This window comes from Brevundimonas lenta, assembly GCF_014196335.1.
GTDB lineage: Bacteria > Pseudomonadota > Alphaproteobacteria > Caulobacterales > Caulobacteraceae > Brevundimonas > Brevundimonas lenta.
Window position 1 is genome coordinate 1,412,630 of record NZ_JACIDM010000001.1, and the last position, 25,916, is coordinate 1,438,545.

37 protein-coding genes are annotated in these 25,916 nt (G+C 66.5%); 33 read left to right on the top strand and 4 right to left on the bottom strand.

The window, feature by feature from the left end:
• The first annotated feature begins 39 nt into the window (after nt 1–39).
• From GGR12_RS07030 to GGR12_RS07040, 3 genes are all read left to right on the top strand, one after another.
• Nucleotides 40–1,191 carry a GNAT family N-acetyltransferase gene (locus GGR12_RS07030; protein ID WP_183203616.1) on the top strand — a complete coding sequence of 384 codons (1,152 nt, stop codon included), beginning with the start codon at nt 40–42 and terminating at the stop codon, nt 1,189–1,191.
• A gap of 8 nt (nt 1,192–1,199) precedes the next feature.
• On the top strand, nt 1,200–2,108 hold the full coding sequence (locus GGR12_RS07035; protein ID WP_183203617.1) for a cupin-like domain-containing protein: 909 nt from the start codon (nt 1,200–1,202) through the stop codon (nt 2,106–2,108).
• 148 nt (nt 2,109–2,256) lie between these two features.
• The gene (locus tag GGR12_RS07040) at nt 2,257–3,141 is read left to right on the top strand and encodes a GIN domain-containing protein (RefSeq protein ID WP_183203618.1); all 885 of its coding nucleotides are present in this window, start codon (nt 2,257–2,259) and stop codon (nt 3,139–3,141) included.
• Between the two features lie 145 nt (nt 3,142–3,286).
• On the opposite strand, the gene GGR12_RS07045 is transcribed toward GGR12_RS07040, so the two are convergent.
• Nucleotides 3,287–4,069, bottom strand: a complete 783-nt coding sequence (locus GGR12_RS07045) for a hypothetical protein (protein ID WP_183203619.1) — start codon at nt 4,067–4,069, stop codon at nt 3,287–3,289.
• A 289-nt stretch (nt 4,070–4,358) separates the two neighbouring features.
• Nucleotides 4,359–5,129 carry a hypothetical protein gene (locus GGR12_RS07050; RefSeq protein ID WP_183203620.1) on the bottom strand — a complete coding sequence of 257 codons (771 nt, stop codon included), beginning with the start codon at nt 5,127–5,129 and terminating at the stop codon, nt 4,359–4,361.
• 620 nt (nt 5,130–5,749) lie between these two features.
• On the opposite strand from GGR12_RS07050, the gene rpsJ reads away from it, so the two are divergent.
• From rpsJ to GGR12_RS07200, 30 genes are all read left to right on the top strand, one after another.
• Nucleotides 5,750–6,055 (top strand): 30S ribosomal protein S10, encoded by a 306-nt coding sequence (rpsJ, locus tag GGR12_RS07055; RefSeq protein ID WP_003164367.1) that lies wholly within the window; start codon nt 5,750–5,752, stop codon nt 6,053–6,055.
• Between the two features lie 20 nt (nt 6,056–6,075).
• Nucleotides 6,076–6,831, top strand: coding sequence for a 50S ribosomal protein L3 (rplC, locus tag GGR12_RS07060; RefSeq protein WP_183203621.1), 756 nt, complete (start codon nt 6,076–6,078; stop codon nt 6,829–6,831).
• A complete protein-coding gene (gene rplD / locus GGR12_RS07065) occupies nt 6,831–7,469 on the top strand; it encodes a 50S ribosomal protein L4 (RefSeq protein WP_183203622.1) in 639 nt (212 codons plus the stop codon). Before rplC ends, rplD begins: the two co-directional genes overlap by 1 nt.
• Nucleotides 7,469–7,774, top strand: a complete 306-nt coding sequence (locus GGR12_RS07070) for a 50S ribosomal protein L23 (RefSeq protein WP_056450366.1) — start codon at nt 7,469–7,471, stop codon at nt 7,772–7,774. Before rplD ends, GGR12_RS07070 begins: the two co-directional genes overlap by 1 nt.
• A gap of 4 nt (nt 7,775–7,778) precedes the next feature.
• Complete coding sequence (gene rplB / locus GGR12_RS07075) at nt 7,779–8,612, top strand: 50S ribosomal protein L2 (protein WP_183203623.1); 834 nt, start codon at nt 7,779–7,781, stop codon at nt 8,610–8,612.
• A 2-nt stretch (nt 8,613–8,614) separates the two neighbouring features.
• On the top strand, nt 8,615–8,893 hold the full coding sequence (gene rpsS, locus GGR12_RS07080; protein WP_183203624.1) for a 30S ribosomal protein S19: 279 nt from the start codon (nt 8,615–8,617) through the stop codon (nt 8,891–8,893).
• A gap of 3 nt (nt 8,894–8,896) precedes the next feature.
• On the top strand, nt 8,897–9,277 hold the full coding sequence (gene rplV / locus GGR12_RS07085; RefSeq protein ID WP_056450358.1) for a 50S ribosomal protein L22: 381 nt from the start codon (nt 8,897–8,899) through the stop codon (nt 9,275–9,277).
• Nucleotides 9,277–10,032, top strand: coding sequence for a 30S ribosomal protein S3 (gene rpsC, locus GGR12_RS07090; RefSeq protein WP_183203625.1), 756 nt, complete (start codon nt 9,277–9,279; stop codon nt 10,030–10,032). Before rplV ends, rpsC begins: the two co-directional genes overlap by 1 nt.
• A 3-nt stretch (nt 10,033–10,035) precedes the next feature.
• Nucleotides 10,036–10,476 (top strand): 50S ribosomal protein L16, encoded by a 441-nt coding sequence (gene rplP / locus GGR12_RS07095; RefSeq protein WP_183203626.1) that lies wholly within the window; start codon nt 10,036–10,038, stop codon nt 10,474–10,476.
• Nucleotides 10,476–10,673 carry a 50S ribosomal protein L29 gene (gene rpmC / locus GGR12_RS07100; protein WP_183203627.1) on the top strand — a complete coding sequence of 66 codons (198 nt, stop codon included), beginning with the start codon at nt 10,476–10,478 and terminating at the stop codon, nt 10,671–10,673. The genes rplP and rpmC overlap by 1 nt, the downstream gene beginning before the upstream one ends.
• Before the next feature lie 10 nt (nt 10,674–10,683).
• Nucleotides 10,684–10,932: a 30S ribosomal protein S17 gene (rpsQ, locus tag GGR12_RS07105; protein WP_183203628.1), complete on the top strand. Its 249-nt coding sequence runs from the start codon at nt 10,684–10,686 to the stop codon at nt 10,930–10,932.
• 18 nt (nt 10,933–10,950) lie between these two features.
• Nucleotides 10,951–11,319: a 50S ribosomal protein L14 gene (rplN, locus tag GGR12_RS07110; RefSeq protein WP_055832151.1), complete on the top strand. Its 369-nt coding sequence runs from the start codon at nt 10,951–10,953 to the stop codon at nt 11,317–11,319.
• Nucleotide 11,320: 1 nt separating this feature from the next.
• The gene (gene rplX / locus GGR12_RS07115) at nt 11,321–11,629 is read left to right on the top strand and encodes a 50S ribosomal protein L24 (RefSeq protein WP_183203629.1); all 309 of its coding nucleotides are present in this window, start codon (nt 11,321–11,323) and stop codon (nt 11,627–11,629) included.
• Nucleotides 11,629–12,186, top strand: a complete 558-nt coding sequence (gene rplE / locus GGR12_RS07120; protein WP_183203630.1) for a 50S ribosomal protein L5 — start codon at nt 11,629–11,631, stop codon at nt 12,184–12,186. Before rplX ends, rplE begins: the two co-directional genes overlap by 1 nt.
• Before the next feature lie 19 nt (nt 12,187–12,205).
• Entirely contained in the window at nt 12,206–12,511 is a 306-nt protein-coding gene (rpsN, locus tag GGR12_RS07125) for a 30S ribosomal protein S14 (RefSeq protein ID WP_183203631.1), read from the top strand.
• 14 nt (nt 12,512–12,525) lie between these two features.
• Complete coding sequence (gene rpsH / locus GGR12_RS07130; protein ID WP_141626265.1) at nt 12,526–12,924, top strand: 30S ribosomal protein S8; 399 nt, start codon at nt 12,526–12,528, stop codon at nt 12,922–12,924.
• A gap of 1 nt (nt 12,925) precedes the next feature.
• On the top strand, nt 12,926–13,459 hold the full coding sequence (gene rplF, locus GGR12_RS07135; RefSeq protein ID WP_183203632.1) for a 50S ribosomal protein L6: 534 nt from the start codon (nt 12,926–12,928) through the stop codon (nt 13,457–13,459).
• A gap of 3 nt (nt 13,460–13,462) precedes the next feature.
• Nucleotides 13,463–13,819: a 50S ribosomal protein L18 gene (gene rplR, locus GGR12_RS07140; protein ID WP_183203633.1), complete on the top strand. Its 357-nt coding sequence runs from the start codon at nt 13,463–13,465 to the stop codon at nt 13,817–13,819.
• 12 nt (nt 13,820–13,831) lie between these two features.
• Entirely contained in the window at nt 13,832–14,437 is a 606-nt protein-coding gene (rpsE, locus tag GGR12_RS07145; RefSeq protein ID WP_183203634.1) for a 30S ribosomal protein S5, read from the top strand.
• A 2-nt stretch (nt 14,438–14,439) separates the two neighbouring features.
• Nucleotides 14,440–14,637: a 50S ribosomal protein L30 gene (rpmD, locus tag GGR12_RS07150; RefSeq protein ID WP_183203635.1), complete on the top strand. Its 198-nt coding sequence runs from the start codon at nt 14,440–14,442 to the stop codon at nt 14,635–14,637.
• A 172-nt stretch (nt 14,638–14,809) separates the two neighbouring features.
• Nucleotides 14,810–15,400 (top strand): 50S ribosomal protein L15, encoded by a 591-nt coding sequence (gene rplO, locus GGR12_RS07155; protein ID WP_183203636.1) that lies wholly within the window; start codon nt 14,810–14,812, stop codon nt 15,398–15,400.
• A gap of 107 nt (nt 15,401–15,507) precedes the next feature.
• Nucleotides 15,508–16,884, top strand: a complete 1,377-nt coding sequence (gene secY, locus GGR12_RS07160; protein WP_183203637.1) for a preprotein translocase subunit SecY — start codon at nt 15,508–15,510, stop codon at nt 16,882–16,884.
• A gap of 21 nt (nt 16,885–16,905) precedes the next feature.
• Nucleotides 16,906–17,466 carry an adenylate kinase gene (locus tag GGR12_RS07165; protein ID WP_183203638.1) on the top strand — a complete coding sequence of 187 codons (561 nt, stop codon included), beginning with the start codon at nt 16,906–16,908 and terminating at the stop codon, nt 17,464–17,466.
• 72 nt (nt 17,467–17,538) lie between these two features.
• Nucleotides 17,539–18,288: a TonB family protein gene (locus tag GGR12_RS16825; protein ID WP_221212215.1), complete on the top strand. Its 750-nt coding sequence runs from the start codon at nt 17,539–17,541 to the stop codon at nt 18,286–18,288.
• A gap of 128 nt (nt 18,289–18,416) precedes the next feature.
• Nucleotides 18,417–18,785: a 30S ribosomal protein S13 gene (rpsM, locus tag GGR12_RS07175; RefSeq protein ID WP_183203640.1), complete on the top strand. Its 369-nt coding sequence runs from the start codon at nt 18,417–18,419 to the stop codon at nt 18,783–18,785.
• A gap of 16 nt (nt 18,786–18,801) precedes the next feature.
• Nucleotides 18,802–19,191 carry a 30S ribosomal protein S11 gene (gene rpsK / locus GGR12_RS07180; protein ID WP_183203641.1) on the top strand — a complete coding sequence of 130 codons (390 nt, stop codon included), beginning with the start codon at nt 18,802–18,804 and terminating at the stop codon, nt 19,189–19,191.
• A gap of 86 nt (nt 19,192–19,277) precedes the next feature.
• Nucleotides 19,278–20,297 carry a DNA-directed RNA polymerase subunit alpha gene (locus GGR12_RS07185; RefSeq protein WP_183203642.1) on the top strand — a complete coding sequence of 340 codons (1,020 nt, stop codon included), beginning with the start codon at nt 19,278–19,280 and terminating at the stop codon, nt 20,295–20,297.
• Between the two features lie 108 nt (nt 20,298–20,405).
• Nucleotides 20,406–20,825: a 50S ribosomal protein L17 gene (rplQ, locus tag GGR12_RS07190; protein WP_183203643.1), complete on the top strand. Its 420-nt coding sequence runs from the start codon at nt 20,406–20,408 to the stop codon at nt 20,823–20,825.
• A gap of 284 nt (nt 20,826–21,109) precedes the next feature.
• Nucleotides 21,110–23,497 (top strand): TonB-dependent receptor, encoded by a 2,388-nt coding sequence (locus tag GGR12_RS07195; protein WP_183203644.1) that lies wholly within the window; start codon nt 21,110–21,112, stop codon nt 23,495–23,497.
• A gap of 95 nt (nt 23,498–23,592) precedes the next feature.
• The gene (locus GGR12_RS07200; RefSeq protein ID WP_183203645.1) at nt 23,593–24,066 is read left to right on the top strand and encodes a GNAT family N-acetyltransferase; all 474 of its coding nucleotides are present in this window, start codon (nt 23,593–23,595) and stop codon (nt 24,064–24,066) included.
• 3 nt (nt 24,067–24,069) lie between these two features.
• On the opposite strand, the gene GGR12_RS07205 is transcribed toward GGR12_RS07200, so the two are convergent.
• Both GGR12_RS07205 and GGR12_RS07210 read right to left on the bottom strand, forming a co-directional pair.
• Entirely contained in the window at nt 24,070–24,948 is an 879-nt protein-coding gene (locus GGR12_RS07205; RefSeq protein WP_183203646.1) for a hypothetical protein, read from the bottom strand.
• Entirely contained in the window at nt 24,938–25,849 is a 912-nt protein-coding gene (locus tag GGR12_RS07210) for an ABC transporter ATP-binding protein (protein WP_183203647.1), read from the bottom strand. Before GGR12_RS07210 ends, GGR12_RS07205 begins: the two co-directional genes overlap by 11 nt.
• Between the last annotated feature and the right edge of the window lie 67 nt (nt 25,850–25,916).

Here is a 25,916-nt window from a genome sequence, read left to right on the forward strand (position 1 = left end):
CCTGCGAACGCCCGTCCGGGCGGGGGCGAAGGAAAAGGCATGACCGGATTCAAGGTCGACATCCTGCACGTCGATGCGATGGGCGAGGCCGAATGGGCCGCCTGGCGCGCCTTCCGCGCGGCTAACCCGGCGCTGACCAGCCCGTATTTCCGGCCCGAGTTCACCCAGGTCGCCGGACGCATCAGCCCGCGCGCCGCGGTCGCCGTCTTCTCGCACGGCGGCGAGGTGGCCGGCTTCTTCCCGCATCAGCGGCGCGGCTCGGCGGTCCAGCCGCTGGGCGCGCCGATGAACGACTATCACGGGATCATCGCCCGTCCCGGCGAGGGTCCGACCCTGGCCGAGGCTTCGGCTCTGCTGGGCGGCTCGCGCCTGAACGTCACCGCCTGGGTCGGGGACACGGGCATGGGCGAGGATCGCCGCACGGTGCAGGTCGAGCTGGGCGAAACCGGCTATGACGCCTGGTACGCGGAACGCCGCACCACCCACGGCAAATTCTTCAAGGACAAGGAACGCGCCCGCCGTAGCATGGAGACCGAGCTCGGCACCCTGCGGGTCGAGCGCGGCCTGCGCGACCCGGCGCTGCTGGACTGGCTGATCGATCTGAAGCGCGACCAGTACCGGCGCACCTCGCGGCACGACATCTTCGCCTGCGGCTGGACGGCCGAACTGCTGCACGCCTTGCTGCAGACCGATATCGACGGCTTCGGCGCCTCGATGGCCGGGCTGTGGGCGGGCGACCGGCTGACGGCGATCGAATATTCGCTGCACGCCGATGACCAGTACCATTTCTGGTTTCCGGCCTATGAGCCGTCGCTGGCCCGCTGCTCGCCCGGCATCCTGCTGAGCATGGACACCATGCGTCTGGCGGCGGAGCGGGGCTACCGCACCTTCGACTACGGATTCGAGGGCGAACACTACAAGAAGTACTTCTGCAACGGGGCGCACATCGTCCGCGAGGCCATGGTGCTCAAGCCGGGTCTCGGCGCGGCGGTCAGCCAGGCCGCGGTCCGGGCGCTGGACCTGGCGGGCGAGGGCAGGGGCGAGCGTCTGCGCGCCAGCGTGCGCCGTCGCTGGGCCGCCATCGAGGCTTGCGAGACCAGCCACGCCGACCGCCTTCGCGGCGCGGTCCAGGCCGCGGGCGCCGCGCTCGCCAAGGCGAAGTCGGCCTCGACCCGTCCGGTTGCGGCCTGAGACAGACCATGACCCACGCCCGCACGCGCTATTCCGGTCCGATCACCGAGGCCCGCGCCCATCCGCACAGCCTGGTCGAGCAGGGCTTCGCCACCGACGAGGCGCTGGCCGCCGTGCTGGACCGCTATCCGGCCGACCTGTTCGACATCAACCTGTACGACTACGACGACGAGGGTCAGGTCTCGCTGCGAACCGGCGCGCGCGGCCGCCTGAACGGCGGCGAACTGCTGGAGGCGATCCAGCAGGGCCGACTGTGGGTCAACATGCGCGAAGTCGAGACCGGTTGGCCCGAACTCTGGGCCGCCGCCATGGCCGAGTTCGGCAAGGTGCAGTCGGCCTATCCGGGCCTCCGCGCCGTCCGCAACGCCGGGCAGCTGATCCTGTCCTCGCCCAAGGCCCGCGTGCCCTATCATTTCGACGCCGCCGGCGTGGTGTTGTTCCACATGCGCGGCCGCAAGCGGGTCTTCGTCTATCCCGGCGACGAGGCGCATCTGCCCGAGCGGAACATGGAACAGGTCGTCGCCCGCCAGACGACCGAGGAGCTGCCCTACGTCCTGGCCTTCGAACAGGACGCCCAGGTCATGGATCTGGAGCCGGGGCAGGCGCTCACCTGGCCGGTCTACGCCCCGCACCGGGTCGAGAACCTCGACCGGTTCTGCGTCTCCCTGTCGATGGACTTCCAGACCTGGCCGTCGCGCTTCCGCAACGGCGCGCTCTACACCAACGCCGTGCTGCGCAGTCGGGGCGCGCGTCCGCGCATGACCGACCGTATGGCGACGCCGGAGCTGGCCGCTCGCTGGGCCGCCTCGCTGGCGCTGAAGCGGATGGGCGCGTTGAAGAGCCGACTCGAACATTTCGAGCGCGAGTTCGAGCCCGAGGTCGGTGTCGCCGACGGGGCGGGGGCGCTGCGCGCCTGACAAGCTTGTCAGAGGTCGTCTGTCCCGCCCGCCACGCCTGGGTTTCCGACCGCTACCTTACATCGAGGTCATGACCTCGATTTAAAGTGACTCAGAGCGGGAGCCGCCGCACCTTTCCGTCACATTCGGGCAAGGGAGCTCCCACCACATGAAACTCGCTATCGCATCCGCCGTATCCGCCGTCGCACTGGCCGCCGTCGCCGGCCCGGCCCTCGCCAAGGGGCCTGAGGTCGAGATCCGCTACGCCGTGGCCCGCGTCGCGGTCATCGTCGAGGATCGCACCGACGTCGCCGTCGAGGTCGAGCAGGGCAATTCGCGCCTGCCGCAGATCACTGTGACCCGCGAAGGCAATGAAGTCCGCATCAACGGCGGCCTGCGCCGCGGCAGCGTGTTCGGCGGCAACGACGGCATCCGCAGCTGCCATAACGGCAGCGGCGAGCGCGCCGGCGAAGGCGCCTGGGCGGAGGTCCGCGACATCGGCCGGGTCAACCTGGCCGACGCCCCGCTGATCGTGATCCGCACCCCGCGCGATGTGAACGTCAACGCCCAGGGCGCGGTGTTCGGCTCGGTCGGCCGCGGCGCCACCTCGGTGGATCTGGGCAACGGCGGCTGCGGCGCCTGGGACATCGCCAACGTCGAAGGTCCGCTGTCGCTGAGCATCGGCGGGTCGGGCGACATGCGCGCCGGAACCTCGTCGTCGCTGGAAGTCGCCATCGGCGGCTCGGGTTCGGTCACGGCCGGCGCCACGCGCGGCCTGGATGTCGCCATCGGCGGTTCGGGCGATGTGGTCGTGGCGCGCATCGACGGTCCGCTGGACATCTCGATCGGCGGCTCGGGCGACGTGAACGTCCGCGACGGGACCTCGCCCACTGTTGACGTCAGCATCGCCGGTTCGGGCGACGTCCAGTTCGGCGGCGTGGCCGGTGATGTCGACGTCTCGATCGTGGGCGGCGGCGATGTGAACATCGCCCGCGCCACCGGCTCGGTCAGCCGCTCCATCATGGGCGGTGGAGACGTTCGCATCGGCAGCTGAGTCCCTGCAGCTGCCGTGACGGAGAAGGCCCGGGAGCGTGGAACCCCCCGGGCCTTTTTCGCGCCCGCCGTTCAGTCGTTGCGGGCAACGAAAAGCCCCGGCGGATCGCTCCGCCGGGGCTTCTGTCGTTCAACGCTGATAGCGCTTAGGGGGCGACCGAGAAGTCGGTCAGGAAGCCGACAGCGCCGGTCACGCCGCCGAGCTTGCGGCCCAGGTCCGCGCCCGAACGGTCACGGGCCTTCAGGTCGCCGCCGAAGCTGATGCGAACGCCGAGCGAGAAGGTGTCGATGTCCAGGTCGGCGTCGTCCAGCGAGACGCGATCCCAGCCGCCGAAGACGCTGACCGGCGAACCGGCGAACTTGTACTCGCCGCCCACGCCGTAGGTCAGGGCCTCGGTGTCGAAGCCGTCGAAGTCGATCGAGTTGTAGCCGGCGTTGGCGTCGATGCGCAGGTCAGGCGTGACGAAGTAGCCAACGTCGGCGCCGAGGGTCCAAACGTCGACGTTCTTGACGGTGCCGTACGAGGCCACGCCGCCGACGGTCGCGTTGCCGAGGTAAGTCTGGGCCTGGGCGCCGACGGTCCACAGGGTGTCGCCGACGTCGGTGCCCGAGACGAAGCCGCCGGCGCGCACATTGCCGAACTCGCGGGTCACGTGGACGGAGCCCGAGACGTCGACGTTGTCGCCGAAGTCGGCGTCGGAATCCGCATAGGTCACCTGGGTGGCGCCGGTCAGGGTCCAGTCACCGACCACGGTGGCGACCGAGACGTCGCCCACGGCGCCTTCGCCTTCGGCTTCGAACGGGCCGATGTCAGCCTGGCTGTTTGCGTAGGCGATGCCGGCCGAACCGACGGTGGCGCCGTCCTGGGCGAGAGCGGGGGCGGCGGCGAGGGCGGCCACGGCGGCGGTGGCGAGGAAGAGAGACTTCACTGTTGTGATTTCCATTGTTCTCCGGCGTCGGGGGTCGCGCCGGTATACGGTGGAGCTATCAGCCGGCTCTCTGGCTTGGCCATTACAAAGCCGTCATAAAACAGTGACTTGTGTGGGTTGTGGCGCTTGCGTCACGCAATGTGGCGGTGGTGCGGCGCATGTGCGGACTTATAGCGCCGCTACCTCAATCTCCCGTAATAAACTTGCCTGTCCGGGCCTGTTCCGGGCAACGAAAAGCCCCGGCGGATCGCTCCGCCGGGGCTCCCATGCCTTCGGGACTGGAGGGTCCTTAGAAGACGCTGGCCAGGCCGCCGATGCCGGCGACGGTGCGGCCCAGATCGGCGCCCGCGCGTTCGCGCGACTGCAGGTCCGTACCGAAGGTGTAGCGCAGGCCGACGTTCAGGGTGTCGATCTGCAGGTCCAGGTCTTCCAGCTCGGCGTGGGTGTAGCCGCCCGTGATGCTGAACGGGGTGTTGGCGATCTGGTATTCGCCACCGACGTTGGCCGTCCAGGCGTCGGTGTCCAGGCCGCCCATTTCAGCGGTGGTCCAGCCGGCGCCGGCGTTCAGGCGCAGGGTGGGGCTGACATAGTAGGCGCCGTCGACGTTCAGGCTCCAGATGTCGGCGTCCACGCCTTCCGGGGTCTCGTAGGCGAAGCCGCCGGTCAGGGTGATGTTGTCGATGTAGGTCTGGGCCTGGGCGCCGAAGCTCCACAGGTTGGCTTCACCGCCGTCGGCGGCGCCGGCGAAGGTGGCGACGCGGACGTCGCCGAAGGTGCGGCTGACGTGCACGCGGCCGTTCAGGCTCGAGTCGTCGGTGCCCGGCTCGTCGCCGAGGTTGATGGTGATGCCGCCGTCGAAGCTGACGGTCCAGTCGGCCGTGACCGGGGCGGCGAACGAAGCGTCGACGACGATCGAGTCAGCGTCGCCCGAGAAACCGGCGACGTCGGCTTCGCTGTACGTGTAGCTGGAGCCGACCGAACCGACGGCGGCGTCCTGGGCCAGGGCGGGGGCGGCGGCGAAGGCGGCCACGGCGGCCGTGGCGAGGAAGAGAGACTTCACTGTTCTATTATCCGTTGTCTCCGGCGTCGGGGAGTCGCGCCGGTATACGGTGGAGCTATCAGCGGCCTCTCAGGCTTGGCCATTACAAACCCGTCACAAAACAGCGGCTTGTACGCACTGTTGCCCTTGCGTCACGCATTGTGGCGCAGATGCGGCACACGTGTGGACGTATAGTGCCGTTCGTTCAACCGGACGTCATAAACCGGGGGTAGAGCGCTGCGCCGGCGCCCCTGGCGCGAGTTCGGGGCAATCGCCGACCCGGTTCGGACGCACTCTATATCTATGTAAGGGGAGGGCTCCTGCCGGGATCGGGCGGATGTCCGAAGAATAAGGCCCTGCCTCGTTTTCGCCGCTTGACGAGAAGGGACTCAATCGGCATAAGCCCCCACTCTTGTTGGACCGGCTGTGCACCCCCGGGTGCAGACGCGGTCCGCAGGAACGACCTGAGTTACTGTTCTTTGCAGCGCTTCAGGACTTCAGCGGCCTTCGCGGGTGACCTGCGTGGGCCGATCGTTTTTGCGGACGTGCGTACTCTGAGGGCTTCTCGAAAGCCCAAGGACTCCGGTCTTTGAAATGGTTCACAGGGACGCAGGTTCGCCTGCTTGGGAATAGCTACCGATATGGATCAAAGCATCCGCATCAGGCTCAAGGCCTTCGATCACCGCGTCCTCGACTTTTCGACGCGCGAGATCGTCAACACCGCCAAGCGCACGGGCGCGACCGTTCGTGGTCCGATCCCGCTGCCGACCCTGATCGAAAAGTTCACCGTGAACCGCTCTCCGCACGTCGATAAGAAGTCGCGCGAGCAGTTTGAAATCCGCACGCACAAACGCGTGCTCGACATCGTCGACCCCACCCCGCAGACCGTGGACGCGCTCATGAAGCTCGACCTGTCCGCCGGCGTGGACGTCGAGATCAAGATCTAAGAAGAAAGAGGCGGGATCCGATGCGCACGGGCGTGATCGCCAAGAAGCTGGGCATGACCCGCGTGTTCGCCGATGACGGCGCGCACGTTCCGGTCACTGTGCTGCAGCTCGACGGCTGCCAGGTCGTCGGCCAACGTACCCAGGAGCGTGACGGCTACGTCGCTCTCCAGCTGGGCGCTGGCACCAAAAAGGCCAAGAACACCAACAAGGCTCAACGCGAAGCTTTCGCGAAGCTGGAAGTGGAACCGAAGGCCTATGTCACTGAATTCCGCATCGATGCGGACGCGATGATGGATGTGGGCTCCGAGTTCTCGGCTGACCACTTCGTCGCCGGCCAGAAGGTCGATGTCCAGGCCGAGACCATCGGTAAGGGCTTCGCCGGCGCCATGAAGCGCTGGAACTTCGGCGGTCTTCGCGCCACGCACGGTGTGTCGGTCTCGCACCGCTCGCACGGTTCGACGGGTAACCGTCAGGACCCGGGCCGTACGTTCCCGGGCAAGAAGATGGCCGGCCACCTCGGTCAGGAAGTCGTCACGACCCAGAACCTGACCGTCTTCCGCGTCGACGCCGACCGCGGCCTGATCATGATCAAGGGCGCTGTCCCCGGTCACGAAGGCACGTGGGTCAAGATCCGCGACGCCGTGAAGAAGGCCCGTCCGGCCGACGCTCCCTTCCCGGGCGGCGTCAAGTCGAGCAAGGCCGCGGCTGCTCAACCCGCTGAGACGCCGGCTGAAGAAGCCCCGGCCGTCGAAGCGACCGAAGGCGGTGAAGCGTAATGAAACTCTCGGTCATCAAACTCGACGGCAAGGCTGCTGGCGACGTTGAGCTGTCGGACGCCGTCTTCGGCATCACCGACATCCGCGGCGACCTGCTGGCCCGTTACGTCAACTGGCAACTGGCCAAGCGCCGCGCCGGTACGCACAAGGTTCAAACCCGCAACGAGAACTCTCGTACGGGCAAGAAGATGTACAAGCAAAAGGGCACCGGCGGCGCTCGTCACGGTTCGCGCCGTGCACCGCAGTTCGTTGGTGGTTCGCGCGCCTTCGGTCCGGTCGTTCGCGACCACGGCTTCTCGCTGCCGAAGAAGGTTCGCGCCCTGGCCCTGCGTCACGCGCTCTCGTCGAAGGCCAAGGCCGGCGACCTGGTCGTCGTCGACACCGTCTCGGTCAAGGAAGCCAAGACCGCCTCGCTGCGCGAAACCTTCGGCAAGCTGGGCTGGGCCAAGGCCCTGATCATCGCTGGTCCGGAAGTCGACGTGAACTTCGGCCTGGCCGCTCGCAACATCCCGCACATCGACGTGCTGCCGAACGCCGGCCTGAACGTCTATGACATCCTGCGGGCCGACAAGCTGGTGCTGACCAAGGCGGCTGTTGAAGCCATCGAGGCGCGCTTCTCTGTGAAGGAGGCCGCGTAATGGCCGGCGCACAACCCACCGCGCGTCACTACGACACCATCCTGGCTCCGGTGATCACCGAGAAGGCCACGATCCTGTCGGAACAGAACAAGGTCGTTTTCCGCGTCGCGGACAACGCCTCGAAGGACGAGATCGCCGCTGCGGTCGAAGCCCTGTTCAAGGTCAACGTGCTGAAGGTCAACACCCTCGTCCAGAAGGGCAAGACCAAGCGTTTCCGCGGCATCATGGGCCGTCGGGTCGACATCAAAAAAGCGATCGTGACGCTGGCTGAAGGCCAGTCGATCGACGTCACCACGGGGCTCTGATCAGATGGCCTTGAAGACTTACAATCCGACGTCGCCGGGCCGCCGCGCCCTGGTGCTGATCGACCGCTCGGAGCTCCACAAGGGCCGTCCCGAGAAGTCGCTGACCGAAGGCCTGACCAAGTCGGGCGGACGCGGTCAGGGCGGTCGTATCGCCGTTCGCTTCCGCGGCGGCGGCGCCAAAACGCTGTACCGCAAGATCGACTTCAAGCGTCGCAAGTTCGCCTCGGCGACCGTCGAACGCCTGGAATACGATCCGAACCGCACCGCCTTCATCGCCCTCATCACCTATGAGGACGGCGAAAAGGCCTACATCATCGCGCCGCAACGCCTGAAGGCGGGCGACATGGTCGTGGCTGGTGAAAAGGTCGACGTGAAGCCGGGCAACGCCATGCCGCTGCGTTCGATGCCGGTGGGTACGATCATCCACAACATCGAAATGAAGCCGGGCAAGGGCGCCCAGCTGGCCCGTTCGGCCGGCGCCTACGCCCAGCTGGTCGGTCGCGATCAGGGCTACGCCCAGATCCGTCTCGGCTCGGGCGAGCTTCGCATGGTCCTGGACGGCTGCATGGCCACGGTGGGCGCGGTTTCGAACCCCGACCACATGAACCAGAACCTCGGCAAGGCCGGTCGCAAGCGTCACATGGGCTTCCGTCCGCACGTTCGCGGCGTCGCCATGAACCCGATCGACCACCCGCACGGTGGTGGTGAAGGCCGGACCTCTGGTGGTCGCACCCCGGTTACGCCGTGGGGCAAGGACACCAAGGGGACCCGGACCCGCAAGAACAAGGCTACGGACAAGTTCATCATCCGTACCCGCCACGTTAAGAAGGCTCGCTAAGAATGGCCCGCTCCTCCTGGAAAGGCCCGTTTGTCGACGGGTATCTGCTCAAGAAGGCCGACGCCGTTCAGACGTCGGGCCGCAAGGACGTGATCAAGACCTGGTCGCGCCGCTCCACCATCCTGCCGCAGTTCGTGGGCCTGACTTTCGGCGTCCACAACGGCCAGAAGCACGTTCCCGTGTCGGTCTCTGAAGAGATGGTCGGCATGAAGTTCGGCGAGTTCGCCCCGACCCGGAACTTCCCGGGCCACGCGGCGGACAAGAAGGCCAAGAGGAAGTAATCCATGGCCCAGACCAAGAACCCCCGTCGGGTCGCCCCGACCGAAGCCCGCGCCAAGCTGGTAAACGTCCGGATCAGCCCTCAGAAGCTGAACCTGGTCGCCCAGTCGATCCGCGGCCTGCCGGTGCAGAAGGCGCTGAACGAGCTGGAATTCAGCCGTAAGCGCATCGCCACCGACGTCCGCAAGGTCCTGTATTCGGCCGTCTCGAACGCCGAAAACAACCACAACCTCGACATCGACAACCTCGTCGTCGCCGAGGCCTTCGTGGGCAAGAACCTGGTGATGAAGCGTTTCGCGAGCCGCGCTCGTGGCCGCTCGTCGCGCATCCTGAAACCTTTCGCGGAGATCACCATCGTGGTCCGCGAAGCTGGTGAGGCCGCCTGATGGGTCAGAAAGTCAATCCGATCGGTCTGCGCCTCGGCGTCAACCGTACGTGGGACAGCCGCTGGTTCGCCGGCGGCGCGGACTACGCAAAGCTCCTGCACCAGGACCTGAAGCTGCGCACGTGGCTCAAGGAACGTCTGCAGGCCGCCGGCGTGTCGCGCATCATCATCGAGCGCCCGCACAAGAAGTGCCGCGTGACGATCTACGCCGCCCGTCCGGGTGTCGTGATCGGCAAGAAGGGCGCTGATATCGAGAAGCTCCGCAAGGACATCTCGGCCCAGACCGAAGGCGAGGTTCACCTGAACATCGTCGAAGTCCGCAAGCCGGAAACCGACGCGCAGCTGATCGCTGAAAACATCGCACAGCAGCTGGAGCGCCGTATCGCGTTCCGCCGCGCCATGAAGCGCGCGATGCAGTCGGCCATGCGCCTCGGCGCCAAGGGCGTCCGCATCAACGTTTCGGGCCGCCTCGGCGGTGCTGAAATCGCCCGCATGGAATGGTACCGCGAAGGCCGCGTGCCGCTGCACACCCTGCGCGCCGACATCGACTACGGCTTCATTGAAGCCAAGACGACGTACGGAATCATCGGTGTGAAGGTGTGGGTCTTCAAGGGCGAAGTGCTCGAGCACGATCCGATGGCCCAGGACAAGCGTTGGGCCCAGGAAGCTGCCGGCCCGTCGTCGAACGAAGGCCGCGAGCGCGGCGGTCCCCGTGGGGATCGTGGTCCGCGTCGCGACCGGGGACGTGAGAGCTAAGTCATGCTGCAACCGAAAAAGACCAAGTACCGCAAGGCCTTCAAGGGCCGGATCCATGGCTCGGCCAAGGGCGGTTTCTCGCTGAACTTCGGCTCGTACGGTCTCAAGACCGTTGAACCGGAACGCATCACTGCGCGTCAGATCGAAGCGGCCCGCCGCGCGATCACCCGCCAGATGAAGCGTCAGGGCCGCGTCTGGATCCGGGTCTTCCCGGACCTGCCGGTCACCGGCAAGCCGGCTGAAGTCCGGATGGGTAAGGGCAAGGGCGCCGTGGACCACTGGGCCGCGCGTTGCCACCCGGGCCGCATCCTGTTCGAAATCGACGGCGTGCCGGACGACATCGCTCGCGAAGCGCTGCGCCTCGGCGCCGCCAAGCTGCCGGTCCGCACCAAGGTGGTCACCCGCCTCGACGCCGGCATCGCCCATGTGGAGGCTGCTGCCTGATGACCAAGATCGCTGATCTCCGGTCCCAGACCCCGGACCAACTGGCCGACGAGCTGCTCAAGCTCAAGAAGGAACAGTTCAACCTGCGCTTCCAGGCGGCCACCGGCCAGATGGAAAAGACCCACCGGGTCTCGGAAGTGCGCAAGGACATCGCCCGCATTTCCACGCTTCTGCGTGCGAACCGCGCGGCGGGTTAAGGAAACACCGATGCCGAAACGTATTCTCGAAGGCGTGGTCGTCTCCGACAAGGGCGACAAGACCGTCGTCGTCAAGGTCGAGCGCACCCTGCTGCACCCGGTCCTGAAGAAGACCGTCCGTCTGTCCAAGAAGTATCACGCCCACGACGAAGCGAACGCCCTCAAGGTCGGTGACCTGGCCCGCATCGTCGAGTGCGCCCCGAAGTCCAAGCTGAAGCGCTGGGAAGTCCTGTCGGACTCCTCCGCCTCGGCTTCGTAAGAAGAAGGATCGGATCTCATGATCCAGATGCAAACTAACCTGGAGGTCGCCGATAACTCGGGCGCTCGCCGGGTCATGTGCATCAAGGTGTTGGGCGGCTCCAAGCGCCGCTACGCCTCGGTGGGCGACACTATCGTCGCCTCGGTGAAGGAAGCGATTCCGCGCGGCCGCGTGAAGAAGGGCGACGTCGTTCGCGCCATCGTCGTGCGCACCGCCAAGGACATCATGCGCAAGGACGGCTCTGTCATCCGTTTCGACAAGTCGGCCGCCGTCATCGTCAACAAGCAGAACGAGCCTGTCGGCACGCGGATCTTCGGCCCGGTTCCCCGCGAACTGCGCGCCAAGAACCACATGAAGATCATCTCGCTGGCTCCGGAGGTCCTGTAACATGGCCGCCAAGATCAAATCGGGCGACACCGTCGTCGTCCTGACCGGCAAGGACAAGGGCCGGACCGGCAAGGTCACCAAGGTCCTGCCGACCGAAAACCGCGTCGTCGTGCAAGGCATCAACATGGTTCAGCGCCACACGCGCCCGACCCAGGCTGATCCGCAAGGCGGCATCAAGAACAAGGAAGCGTCGCTGCACCTGTCGAACGTCGCGATCGCCGACGCCAACGGCAAGGCGACCCGCGTCGGCTTCAAGATTGAAGGCGACAAGAAGGTCCGCTTCGCCAAGACGACGGGAGACGTCATCTGATGGCTGACACCAAATACACCCCGCGCCTCAAGGCCGAGTACAACGACCGCATCAAGGCCGTGATGACCGAGAAGTTCGGTTACACGAACCCGATGCAGACGCCGAAGCTCGACAAGATCGTCCTGAACATGGGCATCGGTGAAGCCGTGGCTGACTCCAAGAAGGCGACTGCCGCCCTCAAGGATCTGACCGCGATCGCCGGCCAGAAAGCGGTGCCGACCAAGGCCCGCAACTCCATCGCCGGCTTCAAGCTGCGCGAAGGCATGATCATCGGCGGCAAGGTGACGCTGCGCGGCGACCAGATGTACGAGTTCCTGGACCGGTTCATCACGATCGCGCTGCCGCGCGTGAAGGATTTCCGTGGCCTGAAGGGCACTTCGTTTGACGGTCGCGGCAACTACGCCACCGGTCTGAAGGAGCACATCGTGTTCCCGGAGATCAACTACGACCAGATCGACCAGATGTGGGGCATGGACGTCATCGTCTGCACCACGGCCAAGACCGATGAGGAAGCCAAGGCTCTCCTCACCGAGTTCAAGTTCCCGTTCGTGAACTGAGCGGGAAGGGAAGAGCACAATGGCTAAGAAGTCCGCTGTAAACCGTAACGAGATGGTCAAGGCCCTCGTCGCGAAGTACGCCGACAAGCGCGCCGCCCTGAAGGCGATCGCGAACGACGAGTCCCTGCCGCTGGAGGAGCGCTTCGAGGCGCGCCTGAAGCTGGCTCAACTGCCGCGCAACTCGGCGCCGAACCGCATTCGCAATCGCTGCGAAGTGACCGGCCGCCCGCGCGCCTACTATCGCAAGCTCAAGATGAGCCGGATCGCCCTGCGCGAACTCGGCAACCTGGGTCAGGTTCCTGGCCTGACGAAGTCGAGCTGGTAAGGGGAGCAACAGATATGATGATCAACGATCCCCTGAGCGACATGATCGCTCGCATCAAGAACGCCGCGACCCGCAAGCGTTCCAAGGTGCTGACCCCGGCCTCGCGTCTCCGTCAACGCGTCCTCGACGTGCTGCAGGACGAAGGTTACATCCGCGGCTACAACCTGGTTCAGAACCCGGGTGAGTTCCCGCAGTTCGAGATCGAGCTGAAGTACTTCGACGGCCAGCCGGTGATCGCCGAGATCGCCCGCGTGTCGAAGCCCGGCCGCCGCGTCTACTCGGCCATCAGCGATCTGAAGCCGATCAAGAACGGCCTCGGCATCTCGATCCTTTCGACGTCCAAGGGCGTCATGTCGGATGCCGCCGCTCGCGACGCGAACGTCGGCGGCGAAGTTCTCTGCAGGGTCTACTAAGATGTCCCGTATCGGCAAGAAAATCGTTGCTGTTCCGAAGGGCGTGACTGTCACGCTCGATGGGCAGACCGTGTCGGTGAAGGGTCCCAAGGGCGAGCGCTCCTGGACCGTCGCCGAGGAAATCGAAGTCTCGCAAGGTGAAGAGGGTCTGACCCTCGGCCTGCGCGTCGACACCCAGCGTGGCCGCGCCATGTGGGGCCTGTCGCGCACCCTGGTCGACAACATGGTCGTTGGCGTCACCACGGGCTTCGAAAAGTCCCTCGACCTGGTCGGCGTGGGTTATCGCGCTGCGATGAAGGGCAACGCCCTGTCGCTGCAGCTCGGCTTCTCGCACGACGTCGACATCGAACCGCCGGCAGGCGTCAGCTTCGCAGTGCCGAAGCAGACCGAGATCAAGATCTCGGGCGCCGACAAACAGGCCGTTGGTCAGATCGCCGCCGTCATCCGCAAGCTGCGTCCGCCGGAGCCCTACAAGGGCAAGGGCGTCCGCTACACGGGCGAAAAGGTCCGTCGCAAGGAAGGCAAGAAGAAGTAAGTCATGGCTCTCTCTCTTCAACAGCAAGCCAAGCGCCGCGCCGAGCGTACCCGTCGTCGCCTGAAGGCTGTCGCCAACGGCCGTCTGCGCCTGTCGGTGCACCGTTCGGACAAGCACATCTCGGCCCAGATCATCGACGACGCCCAGGGCGTCACGGTGGCCGCCGCCTCGTCGCTGCAAACCGGCAAGGGCTCCAAGGGCTCGGACGTCGCTGCAGCCGCCGCCATCGGCAAGCTGATCGCCGAACGCGCCATCGAGAAGGGCGTCAAGGACGTCGTCTTCGACCGCGGCGGTTACATCTATCACGGACGGGTGAAGGCGCTGGCGGAAGCCGCGCGTGAAGCCGGCCTGAACTTCTAAGGGACGCGACAGATGGCGCAACAACCCCAACGCGGCGGCGGCGGTGATCGCAACCGTCGTGACAACCGCAACGCTCCCGCTGTCGACGGTCCGGATTCGGACATCGTCGAGAAGCTGGTGCACATCAACCGCGTCGCAGCCACCGTCAAAGGCGGCCGCCGGTTCTCGTTCGCGGCCCTGATGGTCGTCGGCGACGGCAAGGGCCGCGTCGGCTTCGGTCACGGCAAGGCGCGCGAAGTGCCGGAAGCCATCCGCAAGGCGACTGAAGAAGCCAAGAAGACGATGATCAAGGTTCCGCTGCGCGAGAACCGCACCCTGCACCACGACGGCAACGGCCGTTGGGGCGCCGGCAAGATCATGATGCGCGCCGCCCCTCCCGGGACCGGCGTCATCGCGGGCGGTCCGATGCGTGCGGTCCTCGAAACCCTCGGCGTCCAGGACGTCGTCGGCAAGTCGACCGGTTCGTCGAACCCGTACAACATGATCCGCGCCACCTTCGAAGCCCTGAAGGTTCAATCCTCGCCCCGTCAGGTCGCGTCCAAGCGCGGCAAGAAGGTCGCGGATCTGATGGGTCGTCGTAACGACGGCGCCTCGGCGCCCGAAGCCATCGAGAGCTGATCATGGCCAAGACTGAATCCAAAGCCACCGTCACCGTCCGCCAGACGGGCAGCCCGATCCGCCGCAAGTCGGATCAGCGCGCCACCCTGGCCGGTCTCGGCCTGAACCGCATGGGCCGCGAGTCCACGCTGGAAGACACCCCGTCGGTCCGCGGCATGATCGCCAAGGTCGCGCACATGGTGGAAGTGGTCGAAAAGTAAGCTGAGCCCGCCTCTTCGGGGGCGGGTTCATCAAGTCGCCGCTTGCGGCGGCAGGGCAGGGGCGGCTATAGGCCGCCCTTCCTTGCGTTCCGGACCCGTCCGGAGCGCGATACAGACATCAACGCCGAGTCAGTCCTTCGGGCTGGCGCTAGAACCCGAAAGGATCAGGCACATGAAACTGAACGAAATCCGCGACAACGAAGGCGCCCACAAGAAGCGCATGCGCGTCGGCCGTGGCCCGGGCTCGGGCAAGGGCAAGACCGCCGGTCGCGGCGTCAAGGGTCAGAAGTCGCGTTCGGGCGTCGCCATCGGCGGCTTCGAAGGCGGCCAGATGCCGCTGTACATGCGTATGCCGAAGCGCGGCTTCAACAATCCGAACGCGCTGAAGCTGGCTGAAGTGAACCTGTGGCGCCTGCAGGACGCCATCGACGCCGGCAAGCTGGACATCAAGGGCGAGATCAAGGGCGAAGCCCTGGTCGCCGCCGGCGTGATCCGCCGCGTCAAGGACGGCGTCCGTCTGCTGGGCACCGGTGAAATCAAGGGCAAGCTGAACCTGGTCGTCTGGTCGGCCACGGCCGGCGCGATCAAGGCCATCGAAGCCGCCGGCGGTTCGGTCGTTCAGGAGCGAATCGCTGCTGAAGCCAAGGCCGCTGCCCGCGTCGAAAAGCGCAACGCCGCCAAGGGCAAGGCTCCGGCTCCCAAGGCTCCGCTGGGCGACGCCAACAAGGTCTCGGCCCGCGCCAAGCGCACGGCCGCGAAGTAAAAAGCTGCAGGGCGCCCTCGCCACGGGGGCGCCCTTCTCCTATCTGGACGCGGGGCCCGGACTCGAAGTTCGATGCGCCGCGTTCTGATCAGTCGGGGTGACGACACATGGCTTCGGCCGCCGAACAACTTGCAGCAAATATGAACATGGGCTCGTTCGCGCGTGCGACCGAGCTGCACAAACGTTTGCTGTTCACGCTTCTTGCCCTGCTGGTCTACCGCATCGGCACCTATGTGCCGGTTCCGGGCATCAACTCCGAAGCCTTCCTGGCGTTCTTCCAGAACCCGGACAGCCAGCGCGGCATCCTGGACATGTTCAACATGTTCTCGGGCGGCGCGGTCGAGCGCTTCGCGGTCTTCGCCCTGAACGTGATGCCCTACATTTCGGCGTCGATCATCGTCCAGCTGCTGGGCGCTGTGTATCCGCCGTGGGAAAAGCTGCGCAAGGAAGGCGGCGAAAGCGGCCGCAAGCAGCTGAACCAGTACACCCGCTACCTGACCGTCGTGCTGGCCCTGTTCCAGTCGGCCGGCATCGCCATCAGCCTGAACGCCTCGCCGGGCTTCGTTGATAACCCGGGCCTGTTCTTCATCATCTCGACCATCACCGTCCTGACGGGCGGCACCATGTTCCTGATGTGGCTGGGCGAGCAGGTGACGGCCCGCGGCGTCGGCAACGGCATCTCGCTGATCATCTTCGCCGGCATCGTCGCCGTCCTGCCGGGCACCGTCGCCCGCCTGTTCGGCCTGGCCCAACAGGGTCAGATGTCGGCCTTCGCCCTGCTGTTCATCGCCGCGATGGCGGTGGCCGTGGTGGTCTTCATCGTCTTCATGGAGCGCGCCCAGCGCCGCCTTCTGATCCAGTATCCGAAGCGCCAGGAAGGCAACCGCATGGCCGGGGGCGAACGTTCGTTCCTGCCGCTGAAGGTCAACACCGCCGGCGTCATCCCGCCGATCTTCGCCTCGTCGCTGCTGATGCTGCCGGCGACCGTCGCCCAGATGACCGCGAACGCGAACCTGCCGTCGTGGATGGACTGGCTGCCGCTCGTCACGGCCCAGATGCAGCACGGCCAGCCGCTGTTCAGCGTGCTGTACGCGGTCCTGATCATCTTCTTCTGCTTCTTCTACACCTCGATCACCTTCAACCCCGAGGACACGGCCGAGAACCTGCGCAAGTACGGCGGCTTCCTGCCGGGCATCCGTCCGGGCAAGCGCACGGCCGAGTATCTGGACTACGTCCTGACCCGTCTGACCGTGATCGGCGCCGCCTACATCACCGCCGTCTGCCTGCTGCCCGAGATCGTCGTCGCCAACTTTGGCAACGGCCTGTATTTCGGCGGCACCTCGGTGCTGATCGTGGTCTCGGTGACCATGGACACCGTGGCGCAGATCCAGTCGCATCTGCTGGCGCACCAGTACGAAGGCCTGATCAAGAAGGCCAAGCTGCGTGGCCGCGGCCGTGGCGCTACGGCGCCGGCGCGCCGCTAACCTGAAGCCGGAGGGGCGGCCATGAACCTGATCCTGTTCGGGCCGCCTGCGGCCGGCAAAGGCACGCAGGCCAAGCGCCTGGTCGAGACGCGCGGCATGGTCCAGCTGTCGACCGGCGACATGCTGCGCGCTGCCATCGCTTCCGGCTCGGAACTGGGCCTGACGGTCAAGGACGTGCTGGCGCGCGGCGATCTGGTCACCGACGAGATCGTCATCGCCCTGATCGAGGACCGCCTGCCCGAGGCCGAGGCCGCCGGCGGCGCCATCTTCGACGGCTTCCCGCGCACCGTCGCCCAGGCCGAGGCGCTCGACGCCATGCTGGAAAAGCGCGGCGCGAAGATCGACCGCGTCGTCCGCCTCAAGGTCGACGACGAGGCCCTGACCGCCCGTATCGCGAAACGCTTCGCCGAGCAGGGCCGTCCGGACGACAATCCCGACACCTTCAAGGACCGTCTGGCCGTCTACAATCGCCAGACCGCGCCGCTGCTTCCGTACTACGAAGCGCAGGGCAAGCTGGTCGAGATCGACGGCATGGGCTCGATCGACGCCGTCTCGGGCGCCCTGGACGGCGCACTGGCCTGATCCACCCCGGGTGACCGGAGGCTGCCGTTCCCCGGCGCCGTGCGTTCATGTTGCATGTGGCACACCGAACGCGTGACCAGGGGACTCCAGATCCTTAAACGCCGCGGGCTTCGCAACGCGGGCATCGTCGGCGGCATCGTCGCCGCGCACCTCGTCGTCTTCCTGGCGATCAGCCGCGGCGCGCCGTCGCCGCCCTTCATTCCGCCCCTGCCGCCGTTCGACGTGGTTCTGGTCCGTCCGCCGGTCCCGCCTCCACCTCCGCCGCCGCCTGAACCGGCGAAGCTCTCGCCCGTGGCCGGCGGGGGCGCGCCCGCCGCGCCGTCGCGAATCCATGTCCCGCCGCCGCCGCGCGAACCGGTCCCGCCCGAAGTGCCCGCGCCCCGGGTGCAGGCGCCCGAGCCCGCCCTGGTCGTCGGCGTCGCGCCCATCGCCTCGCCGACGTCCGGCATGGGGCAGGGCGGGCAGGGGACCGGCACGGGCAGCGGAACCGGCGAGGGCGACGGCCCCGGCTCCGGCATGACCCCGCCGCGGTTCCTGCGCGGCCCCACGGTCGGCGAGCTCCGCTCCAGCCATCCGCCCCAGGCCTTGCGGGCAGGGCGGTCGGGCGTGGCCGTGGTGAACTGCAAGATCGGTGCGGACACCCGGCTGAACCGCTGCCGCATCATCAGCGAATCGCCGCCCGGCGACGGCTTCGGCGCGGCCGGAATGTCCGTGGCCACGACCTACTATCGATTCCGCCCCCCGACGCGGAACGGCGTGGTGGTCGAGGATCAGGGGGTGACGGTGACCATCGAGTTCGGAAGACAACGGACACGCGGTTGAACGCGAGCAAACCGTTGACGCGCCGTGAATCCCCTGTATAAGGCCCGCTTCCGCGAAGGGCGCGTAACGCTCCTGGTCTGTTGACCGGAGCGTTTGTTGCGTCCGCCAACGCGTATTTGGAGAGCTTCGTGGCCCGTATCGCTGGCGTCAACATCCCGACCAACAAGCGCGTCGAAATCGCGCTGCAGTACATCCATGGCATCGGCGCTCACGCCGCCAAGGATATCACCACCAAGGTCGGTATCGAGCCGGCCCGTCGCGTCAACCAACTGACCGACGCCGAGGTGCTGCAGATCCGTGAAACGATCGACCGCGATCACACCGTCGAGGGCGATCTGCGCCGCGAGACGTCGATGAACATCAAGCGCCTGATGGACCTGGCCTGCTACCGCGGCCTGCGTCACCGTAAGGGCCTGCCGGTCCGCGGTCAGCGCACGCACACCAACGCACGTACCCGCAAGGGTCCGGCCAAGCCGATCGCCGGCAAGAAGAAGTAAGAGAAAGACCTGACCGATGGCCAAGGAACCGGGTCGCGTAAAGAAGCGCGAGCGCAAGAACATCACGTCGGGCGTCGCTCACGTGAACGCCAGCTTCAACAACACCATGGTGACCATCACCGACGCCCAGGGGAACGCGATCTCCTGGTCCTCGGCCGGTCACATGGGCTTCAAGGGTTCGCGTAAGTCGACCCCTTATGCTGCCCAGATGGCTGCTGAAGACGCAGGCAAGAAGGCGCAGGAACACGGCGTGAAGACGCTGGAAGTCAACGTCTCGGGTCCGGGTTCCGGCCGCGAGTCGGCCCTGCGCGCCCTGCAGGCCGTCGGCATGACGATCACGACCATCCGTGACGTCACCCCGATGCCGCACAACGGTTGCCGTCCGCCCAAGCGCCGCCGCGTCTAAGCGAACACGACCGACTAATTCTCCGCCGGTCCTGCCGCCCTGACGAGGAGCGAGGGACCGGCGAACTCCGTTTTCGAGGGACATCCATGATCGAACGTAACTGGCAAGAGCTGATCCGTCCCGAGAAGCCGCAAATCGAGGCGAGCTCCGACCCCCAGCGCAAGGCGCGCCTGGTCGCTGAGCCCCTGGAACGCGGCTTCGGTGTGACGCTCGGCAACGCCCTGCGCCGGGTCCTCCTGTCGTCGCTGCAAGGCGCGGCGGTGACGGCCATCCAGATCGACGGCGTCGTCCACGAATTCTCGTCGCTGGAAGGCGTGCGGGAAGACGTCGTCGACATCGTGCTCAACATCAAGCAACTGGCGCTGCGCATGCACGCCGAGGGCCCGAAGCGCATGACGCTCCGCGCCACCGGCCCGGGCGCAGTGACCGCCGGCCAGATCGACGTCCCCGCGGACATCGAGGTTCTGAACCCGGATCACGTCATCTGCACGCTGGACGACGGCGCTTCGGTGCGCATGGAACTGACCGTCCAGAACGGCAAGGGCTATGTCGCTTCGGAGTTCAACCGTCCGGAAGACGCCCCGATCGGCCTGATCGCGGTCGACGCCCTGTACTCGCCGGTCAAGCGCGTCGCCTATCGCGTCGAGCCGACCCGTCAGGGTCAGTCGCTCGACTACGACAAGCTGGTGCTGGAAGTCGAAACCAACGGCGCTGTCTCGCCGGTTGACGCGGTGGCCTACGCCTCGCGCATCCTGCAGGACCAGCTCCAGATCTTCATCACCTTCGACGAGCCGAAGAAGGCTGTGGAAGCGGCGGACGGCAAGCCCGACCTGCCGTTCAACCCGGCCCTGCTGAAGAAGGTCGACGAACTCGAGCTTTCGGTCCGTTCGGCCAACTGCCTGAAGAACGACAACATCGTCTACATCGGCGACCTGATCCAGAAGACCGAGGGCGAAATGCTTCGCACCCCGAACTTCGGCCGCAAGTCGCTGAACGAGATCAAGGAAGTTCTCGCGACGATGGGCCTGTCGCTCGGCATGGACGTGCCGAACTGGCCGCCCGAAAATATCGAAGACCTGGCCAAGAAGTTCGACGACCAGATCTAGTTTCAACCCTCCGCCCAAGGCCCCGAAATCGAGGGGGCTGCGGAGCGGTTAGAATGAGAAGGCCCAGGTCCAGTCCTCTGGAAACCGGGTTGAGTAGGAGAGACCCCGATGCGCCACGGCGCCGCCTATCGTAAGCTCGGTCGTACGGCCAGCCACCGGACCGCAATGTTCGCCAACATGGCGGCGTCGCTGATCAAGCACGAGCAGATCACGACGACCCTGCCCAAGGCGAAGGAACTGCGTCCCTTCGTCGAGAAGCTGGTCACCCTCGCCAAGAAGGGCGACCTGCACGCTCGTCGTCAGGCCATCAGCCACGTCCGTGACGTGCCGCAGGTGGGCAAGCTGTTCGAAACGATCGGCCCGCGCTACGCCGACCGTAACGGCGGCTACATCCGCATCATGAAGGCCGGCTATCGCCACGGCGACAACGCCGCCATGGCCGTGATCGAGTTCGTCGATCGCGACGTGGACGCCAAGGGCATGGACTCGGGTCCGGTCCAGATTTTCGAGGGCGACGACGAAGCCTGAGTCGGCTTCGCTCGTTGGGGCACCCTGAAAGGGCGGTCGGAGCAATCCGGCCGCCCTTTCTCTTTGTCCGGACTGAGTCGTCCACAGCCGTTTTCCGGCCGGATCGCGCATCGGCTGTGGCCTCGCGGCAGGGCGAAACCGCCATTCCCCGGGCGTCCGCCAAGCGTGACATTTAGGAAACGGGCTTCCGTAACAGTGTTCTATCGACCGCTTCGCGTCTTCCCGATCAACGGATTCTGTTCCCTATTATTCGCGGGGGGGCTGAATTCAGCGAGGGGACCCCTATGCGTTACGGCTATTCCTGCACCCTGACGAAGACGCTCCTGCTGTCCGCAACCGCCCTGGCGGTCGTTGTGGGCGCCCCGACCCTGGCGGTCGCGCAGGAGCAAGCCAGCCAACTCGACGAGATCATCGTCACAGGCACCAAACGGGACTCGACCATCTTCGAGGTGCCGTTCTCCATCAATGCGCAGACCCAGGAGGACATCCAGCGATCGGGCGCTGTGACCCTCGAGGACCTGTCACGCAACGTGGCCGGCCTCACCATCCAGAACCTCGGGCCGGGACAGAGCCAGGTCGCCGTCCGCGGCGTCTCGGCGGGCCAGGTCGTCCGCGACCAGCCGGGCGTGAAGGAACAGGTCGGGGTCTACCTCGACGAGTCTGTCATCTCGCTGTCGCTGTTCACGCCGGACATCGACCTGTTCGACCTGAACCGCGTCGAGACCCTGCGCGGGCCGCAGGGCACGCTGTTCGGATCCGGTTCGGTCGGCGGCACCATTCGCTACATCACCAACCAGCCGCAGCTGGGCGTCAACGAGGGCGTCATCGAGGGCAACCTCAACGCCGTCGATCTTCAGGACATGGGCGGCTACCTGAAGGGCGCGATCAACATGCCGGTGGGCGAGACCGTGGCGGTCCGCGCGGTCGGCTACTACACCGAGTACGGCGGCTTCATCGACGCGCTGCGCGAGGGCGGCGGACGCGATCGGAACGTCAACGGCGGTTCCCGCGCCGGCGGCCGCTTCGCCGTTCTGTTCCAGCCGAACCCGAACATCAGCATCACGCCGCGGATCGTCTATCAGGAGATCCGCGCTGACGGCTTCAACCGTCAGGAGGCGTTCAACCTGTTCGCCAATCCCAACACCACCACCCGCCCGCCCATCACCCTGCGCGAGCGGGAGCAGTATCTGCTGCTCGACGAAAGCTTCGCCGACGACACCATGCTGGCCGACATCACGGCCACGTTCGGCCTGGGCGTCGTCGAACTGACTTCGGTCACCACCTACATCGACCGGAACATCCGGCTGGACCGCGACGCCAGCACGTTGACCGGCAGCGTCTCGGTGGATCTGGGCTTCCCCGAGTCGGCGGTCCTGCTGCCGTCCACCCTGGTGGACACCACGGACCTCGAGCAGTTCACCCAGGAACTGCGCCTCAGCTCCAACGACGACGGCCCGTTCCAGTGGCTGCTGGGCGCCTTCTATTCGAAGGTGGACCGTCTCTATAACCAGCGCCTGCCCACGCCGGGCTACGACGCCGTCACCGACGCGGAACTGGGCGCCGGAACCTCGGCGGCGGTGGCCAACGGCTTCGGGCCGGACTCGCCCTACAACGCCAGGCTCCCCTACGACATCGAACAGTTCGCCTTCTTCGGCGAGGGCAGCGTCATCCTCGATCGCTGGACCCTGACCGCCGGTGGCCGCTTCTACGACTTCTCCGAGGAGCGTCGGTTCACCTCGGGCGGCCTGTTCGCCAATGGCGACGACCAGTCGGACGAGACCTCGTCCAGCGGCTTCACCCCGCGCGTGCTGGTCAGCTACGAGGCTTCCGACAGTGTCATCGTGAACGCCCAGGTCGCCCAGGGCTTCCGGCTGGGCGGGGTCAACGATCCGCTCAACCTGCCGCTCTGCTCGCCGGAGGACGAAGCCATCTTCGGCAGCTTCCAGTCCTATGAGGACGAGACGCTGTGGAATTACGAGATCGGGCTCAAGGCGCGCTCGAGCCGGTTCACCTTCAACACCGCCGCCTTCTACACCGACATCAACGACCTGCAGACGACGCTGGACGCCGGCTCATGCTCGTCCCGCGTCGTCTTCAACGTGCCCAAGGCCCACACCATGGGGGTCGAGGGTGAACTGTGGGCCGAGGTGATGGAGGGCCTCGAGATCGGCGTGTCCGGCAGCTGGGTGAACGCCGAGTTCGACTCCACGGTCGTCGACGGCACCGGCGCCGTCATCGGCGGCATCCGCAAGGGCAACCGCCTGCCGTCGGTGCCCGAATTCCAGATCTCGCTGAACGCGACCTATTCGTACGAAGTCAGCGAAGACGCCGACGGCTACGTTTCGATCTCGTTCCAGCACGTCGGCAGCCGCTACACCCAGGCCAGCGACCAAGAGAACAATCCGCGGTCGTTCGTGTCCGGCCTGCCGTTCGGCGGCGCGTCGGGCAACGACCCGACCGTCGTCAATCTGGAGCTGCCCCGCTACGACCTCGTCAACGTCAGCGTCGGTCTGCAGATGGACAACGGCGTCGACATCATCGCCTACGGCAACAACATCTTCGATGACGACGCGCTCCTGTCGTTCGACCGCGAACGCGGCGGTCGGGCGCGGCTGGGCTTCACCGTCGGCCAGCCCAGGACGGTCGGCGTCACCGTGCGCAAGACGTTCTGACCCCCGGGGAGCCGGAAGGAGGGGCGGCCGGCGCGATCCGGCCGCCCCTTTTCTTTGCCGGTCCGGACCCCAGATTGGGCCGGAGGGAGACATCCATGCAGACCAGCGGCGCCGCCGACATCGTCCACTACCGACCCGACCACGCCGACGCCTGGCGCACCCTGAACGAGGCCTGGCTGGCCGAAGGCGGGTTTGCGGTCGAGGCTAAGGACCGCAAGGTGCTGGACGACCCGCAGGGCTCCATCCTCGACGGCGGCGGCCGCATCTTCATCGCCGAAAGAGAAGGGGAGGCCATCGGCTGCTGCGCCCTGATGGCCATGGACGACGGCGGCTTCGAGGTCGCCAAGATGACGGTCTCGCCCGCCGCGCGCGGCCTGGGTCTGGGCCGGCTTCTGCTGGAGGCGTGCGAGGCCGAGGCCCGCGCCGCCGGCGCCCCGCGCCTCTATCTGGAGACCAGCAGCACCCTCGCGCCCGCAGGCGCCCTCTACCGCGGCTTCGGCTTCGTCGACCTCCCGCCGCGGCCCAGCCCCTATGTCCGGGCCGACGTCTGGATGGAGAAGCGGCTGTAGCCGCTACTCCTTCGACAGGTCCTGCTGCCGGAACCAGGCCAGGGCGCCGAGGAGGGGCAGAAGGACCCAGGCGGTCAGACTCACGACCGCCGGCCACAGGGCCGCGGAGGTGATCGGGACCTGGGTGATGCCGGGGATCAGCAGGGTCTTCAGCGTGTCATAGGCCATGCCCGGGAGCAGCAGCTGCGCCGCCCAGCCGTCCGGATGCAATTTCATCAGGGCCATGAACGGCGGAATGCCCAGGATCGACTGCGCGAAGCCCAGCGCCAGCGGCACGAACAGGGCCGCCATCATCGATCGGGTCATCACCGCGATCAGCAGGCCGATAAGGCCGTACTGGACGATCCGGACATAGGACAGCAGCCAGACCAGCAGGGCGTCCAGCGCCTCGGCGCCGCTCATGTGGAAGCTGACCGGACGCTGGAACACGACCGCCTGGGTTCCGTAGAAGACGAAGGCGGCGACCAGCAGGACCAGCAGGGTCGAGAAGGCGAGGATCTTCATCACCCCGACCTTGCCCAGGATCAGCGAGGCGCGGTCGTTGCGGGCGCTGATCAGGCGCCAGGTCTCCCAGCGATAGTCGCCTGCGTAGACGGTCGCGCCCGCGATCAGCATGAACACCAGGATCAGCCCGCCGATATTGGCCTGGGCCGCCAGATTGGCCGTGAAGGTGATGGCCTCGGCCAGGTTCACCGGCGTCACCGTCGGCGTCGTCGGCAGGCCCGCCCCGGCCGCCAGCTTGTCGCCCTGCGACTTGTTGATGAGGTGGTAGAGCACCCCGCCGAGCGCGAACAGCAGCGGGATGAAGAACACGCTCCAGAACACGGTCAGACGGTTCTTCGACAGGCGGAAGGCCTCGGCCCCCAGTGCGTCAAACACCATGGTCGGCCTCCGGCGCCTGCACGGCGCCCGTCTCGGTGAAGAAGATGCTCTCCAGGTCGGTCCCGACCCAGCGCGCCTCGTGAATGTCGACGTTCGCCTCGACCAGCGCGCGGATCAGGGCGGGGCCTTCCGCCCGCTTCACCTCGGCCAGCACGGCCTCGCCGTCGCGCACGCCCTTGGCGCCCAGAACGGCCAGCACCTGGTCGGCGGACGAGACGGCCAGCCGCAGCCGCTCGCCGACGGACGTCAGCTCGCTGACCGTGCCTTCGCGCACCAGCTTGCCCTTGTTCAGGATGGCCACGCGGTCGCACACGCGTTGGACCTCCAGCAGCTGGTGGCTGGCCAGCACCACGGTCACGCCGTCCTCGGTGGCCAGCGAGCGGATCAGGGCCCGCATCTCCTGGATGCCGGGCGGATCCATGCCGCTGGTCGGTTCATCGAGAATGACCAGTTCGGGCCGGCTCATCAGCGCCGCGGCCACGCCCAGGCGCTGCATCATGCCGACGGAGAAGCCGCGCACCTTGCGGTCGGCGGCCTCGGTCAGGCCCACGCGGGCCAGCCAGTGGGGAATGTCCGCCGTCGCGCCGACGCCATGCTCCAGCGCCAGCCAGCGCAGCACCTGCCGCGCGGTCAGATAGGGCGGGAAGCGCGGCGTCTCGATCATCGAGCCGGTGCGGCGCATGTGGGAGATGTCGTTGAGCGGCCCGCCCATCATGGCGGCCGATCCGGCGGTGGGCCGGATCAGGCCCAGCAGGATGCGGAACAGGGTCGACTTGCCCGCGCCGTTCGGCCCCAGCACGCCATAGACCCCGCCTCGCGGGATCGACAGGTCCAGCCCGTCCAGGGCGCGCACGTCTCCGTAGGTCTTGGTCAGCCCACGGGTCTCGATCACAGCGTTCATGCCGCGAGCTTGGCCTTGCGCCGCGCGTTCGCGCAAGGCGTCGCCCCATTAAGCTTTTGCAACGCGC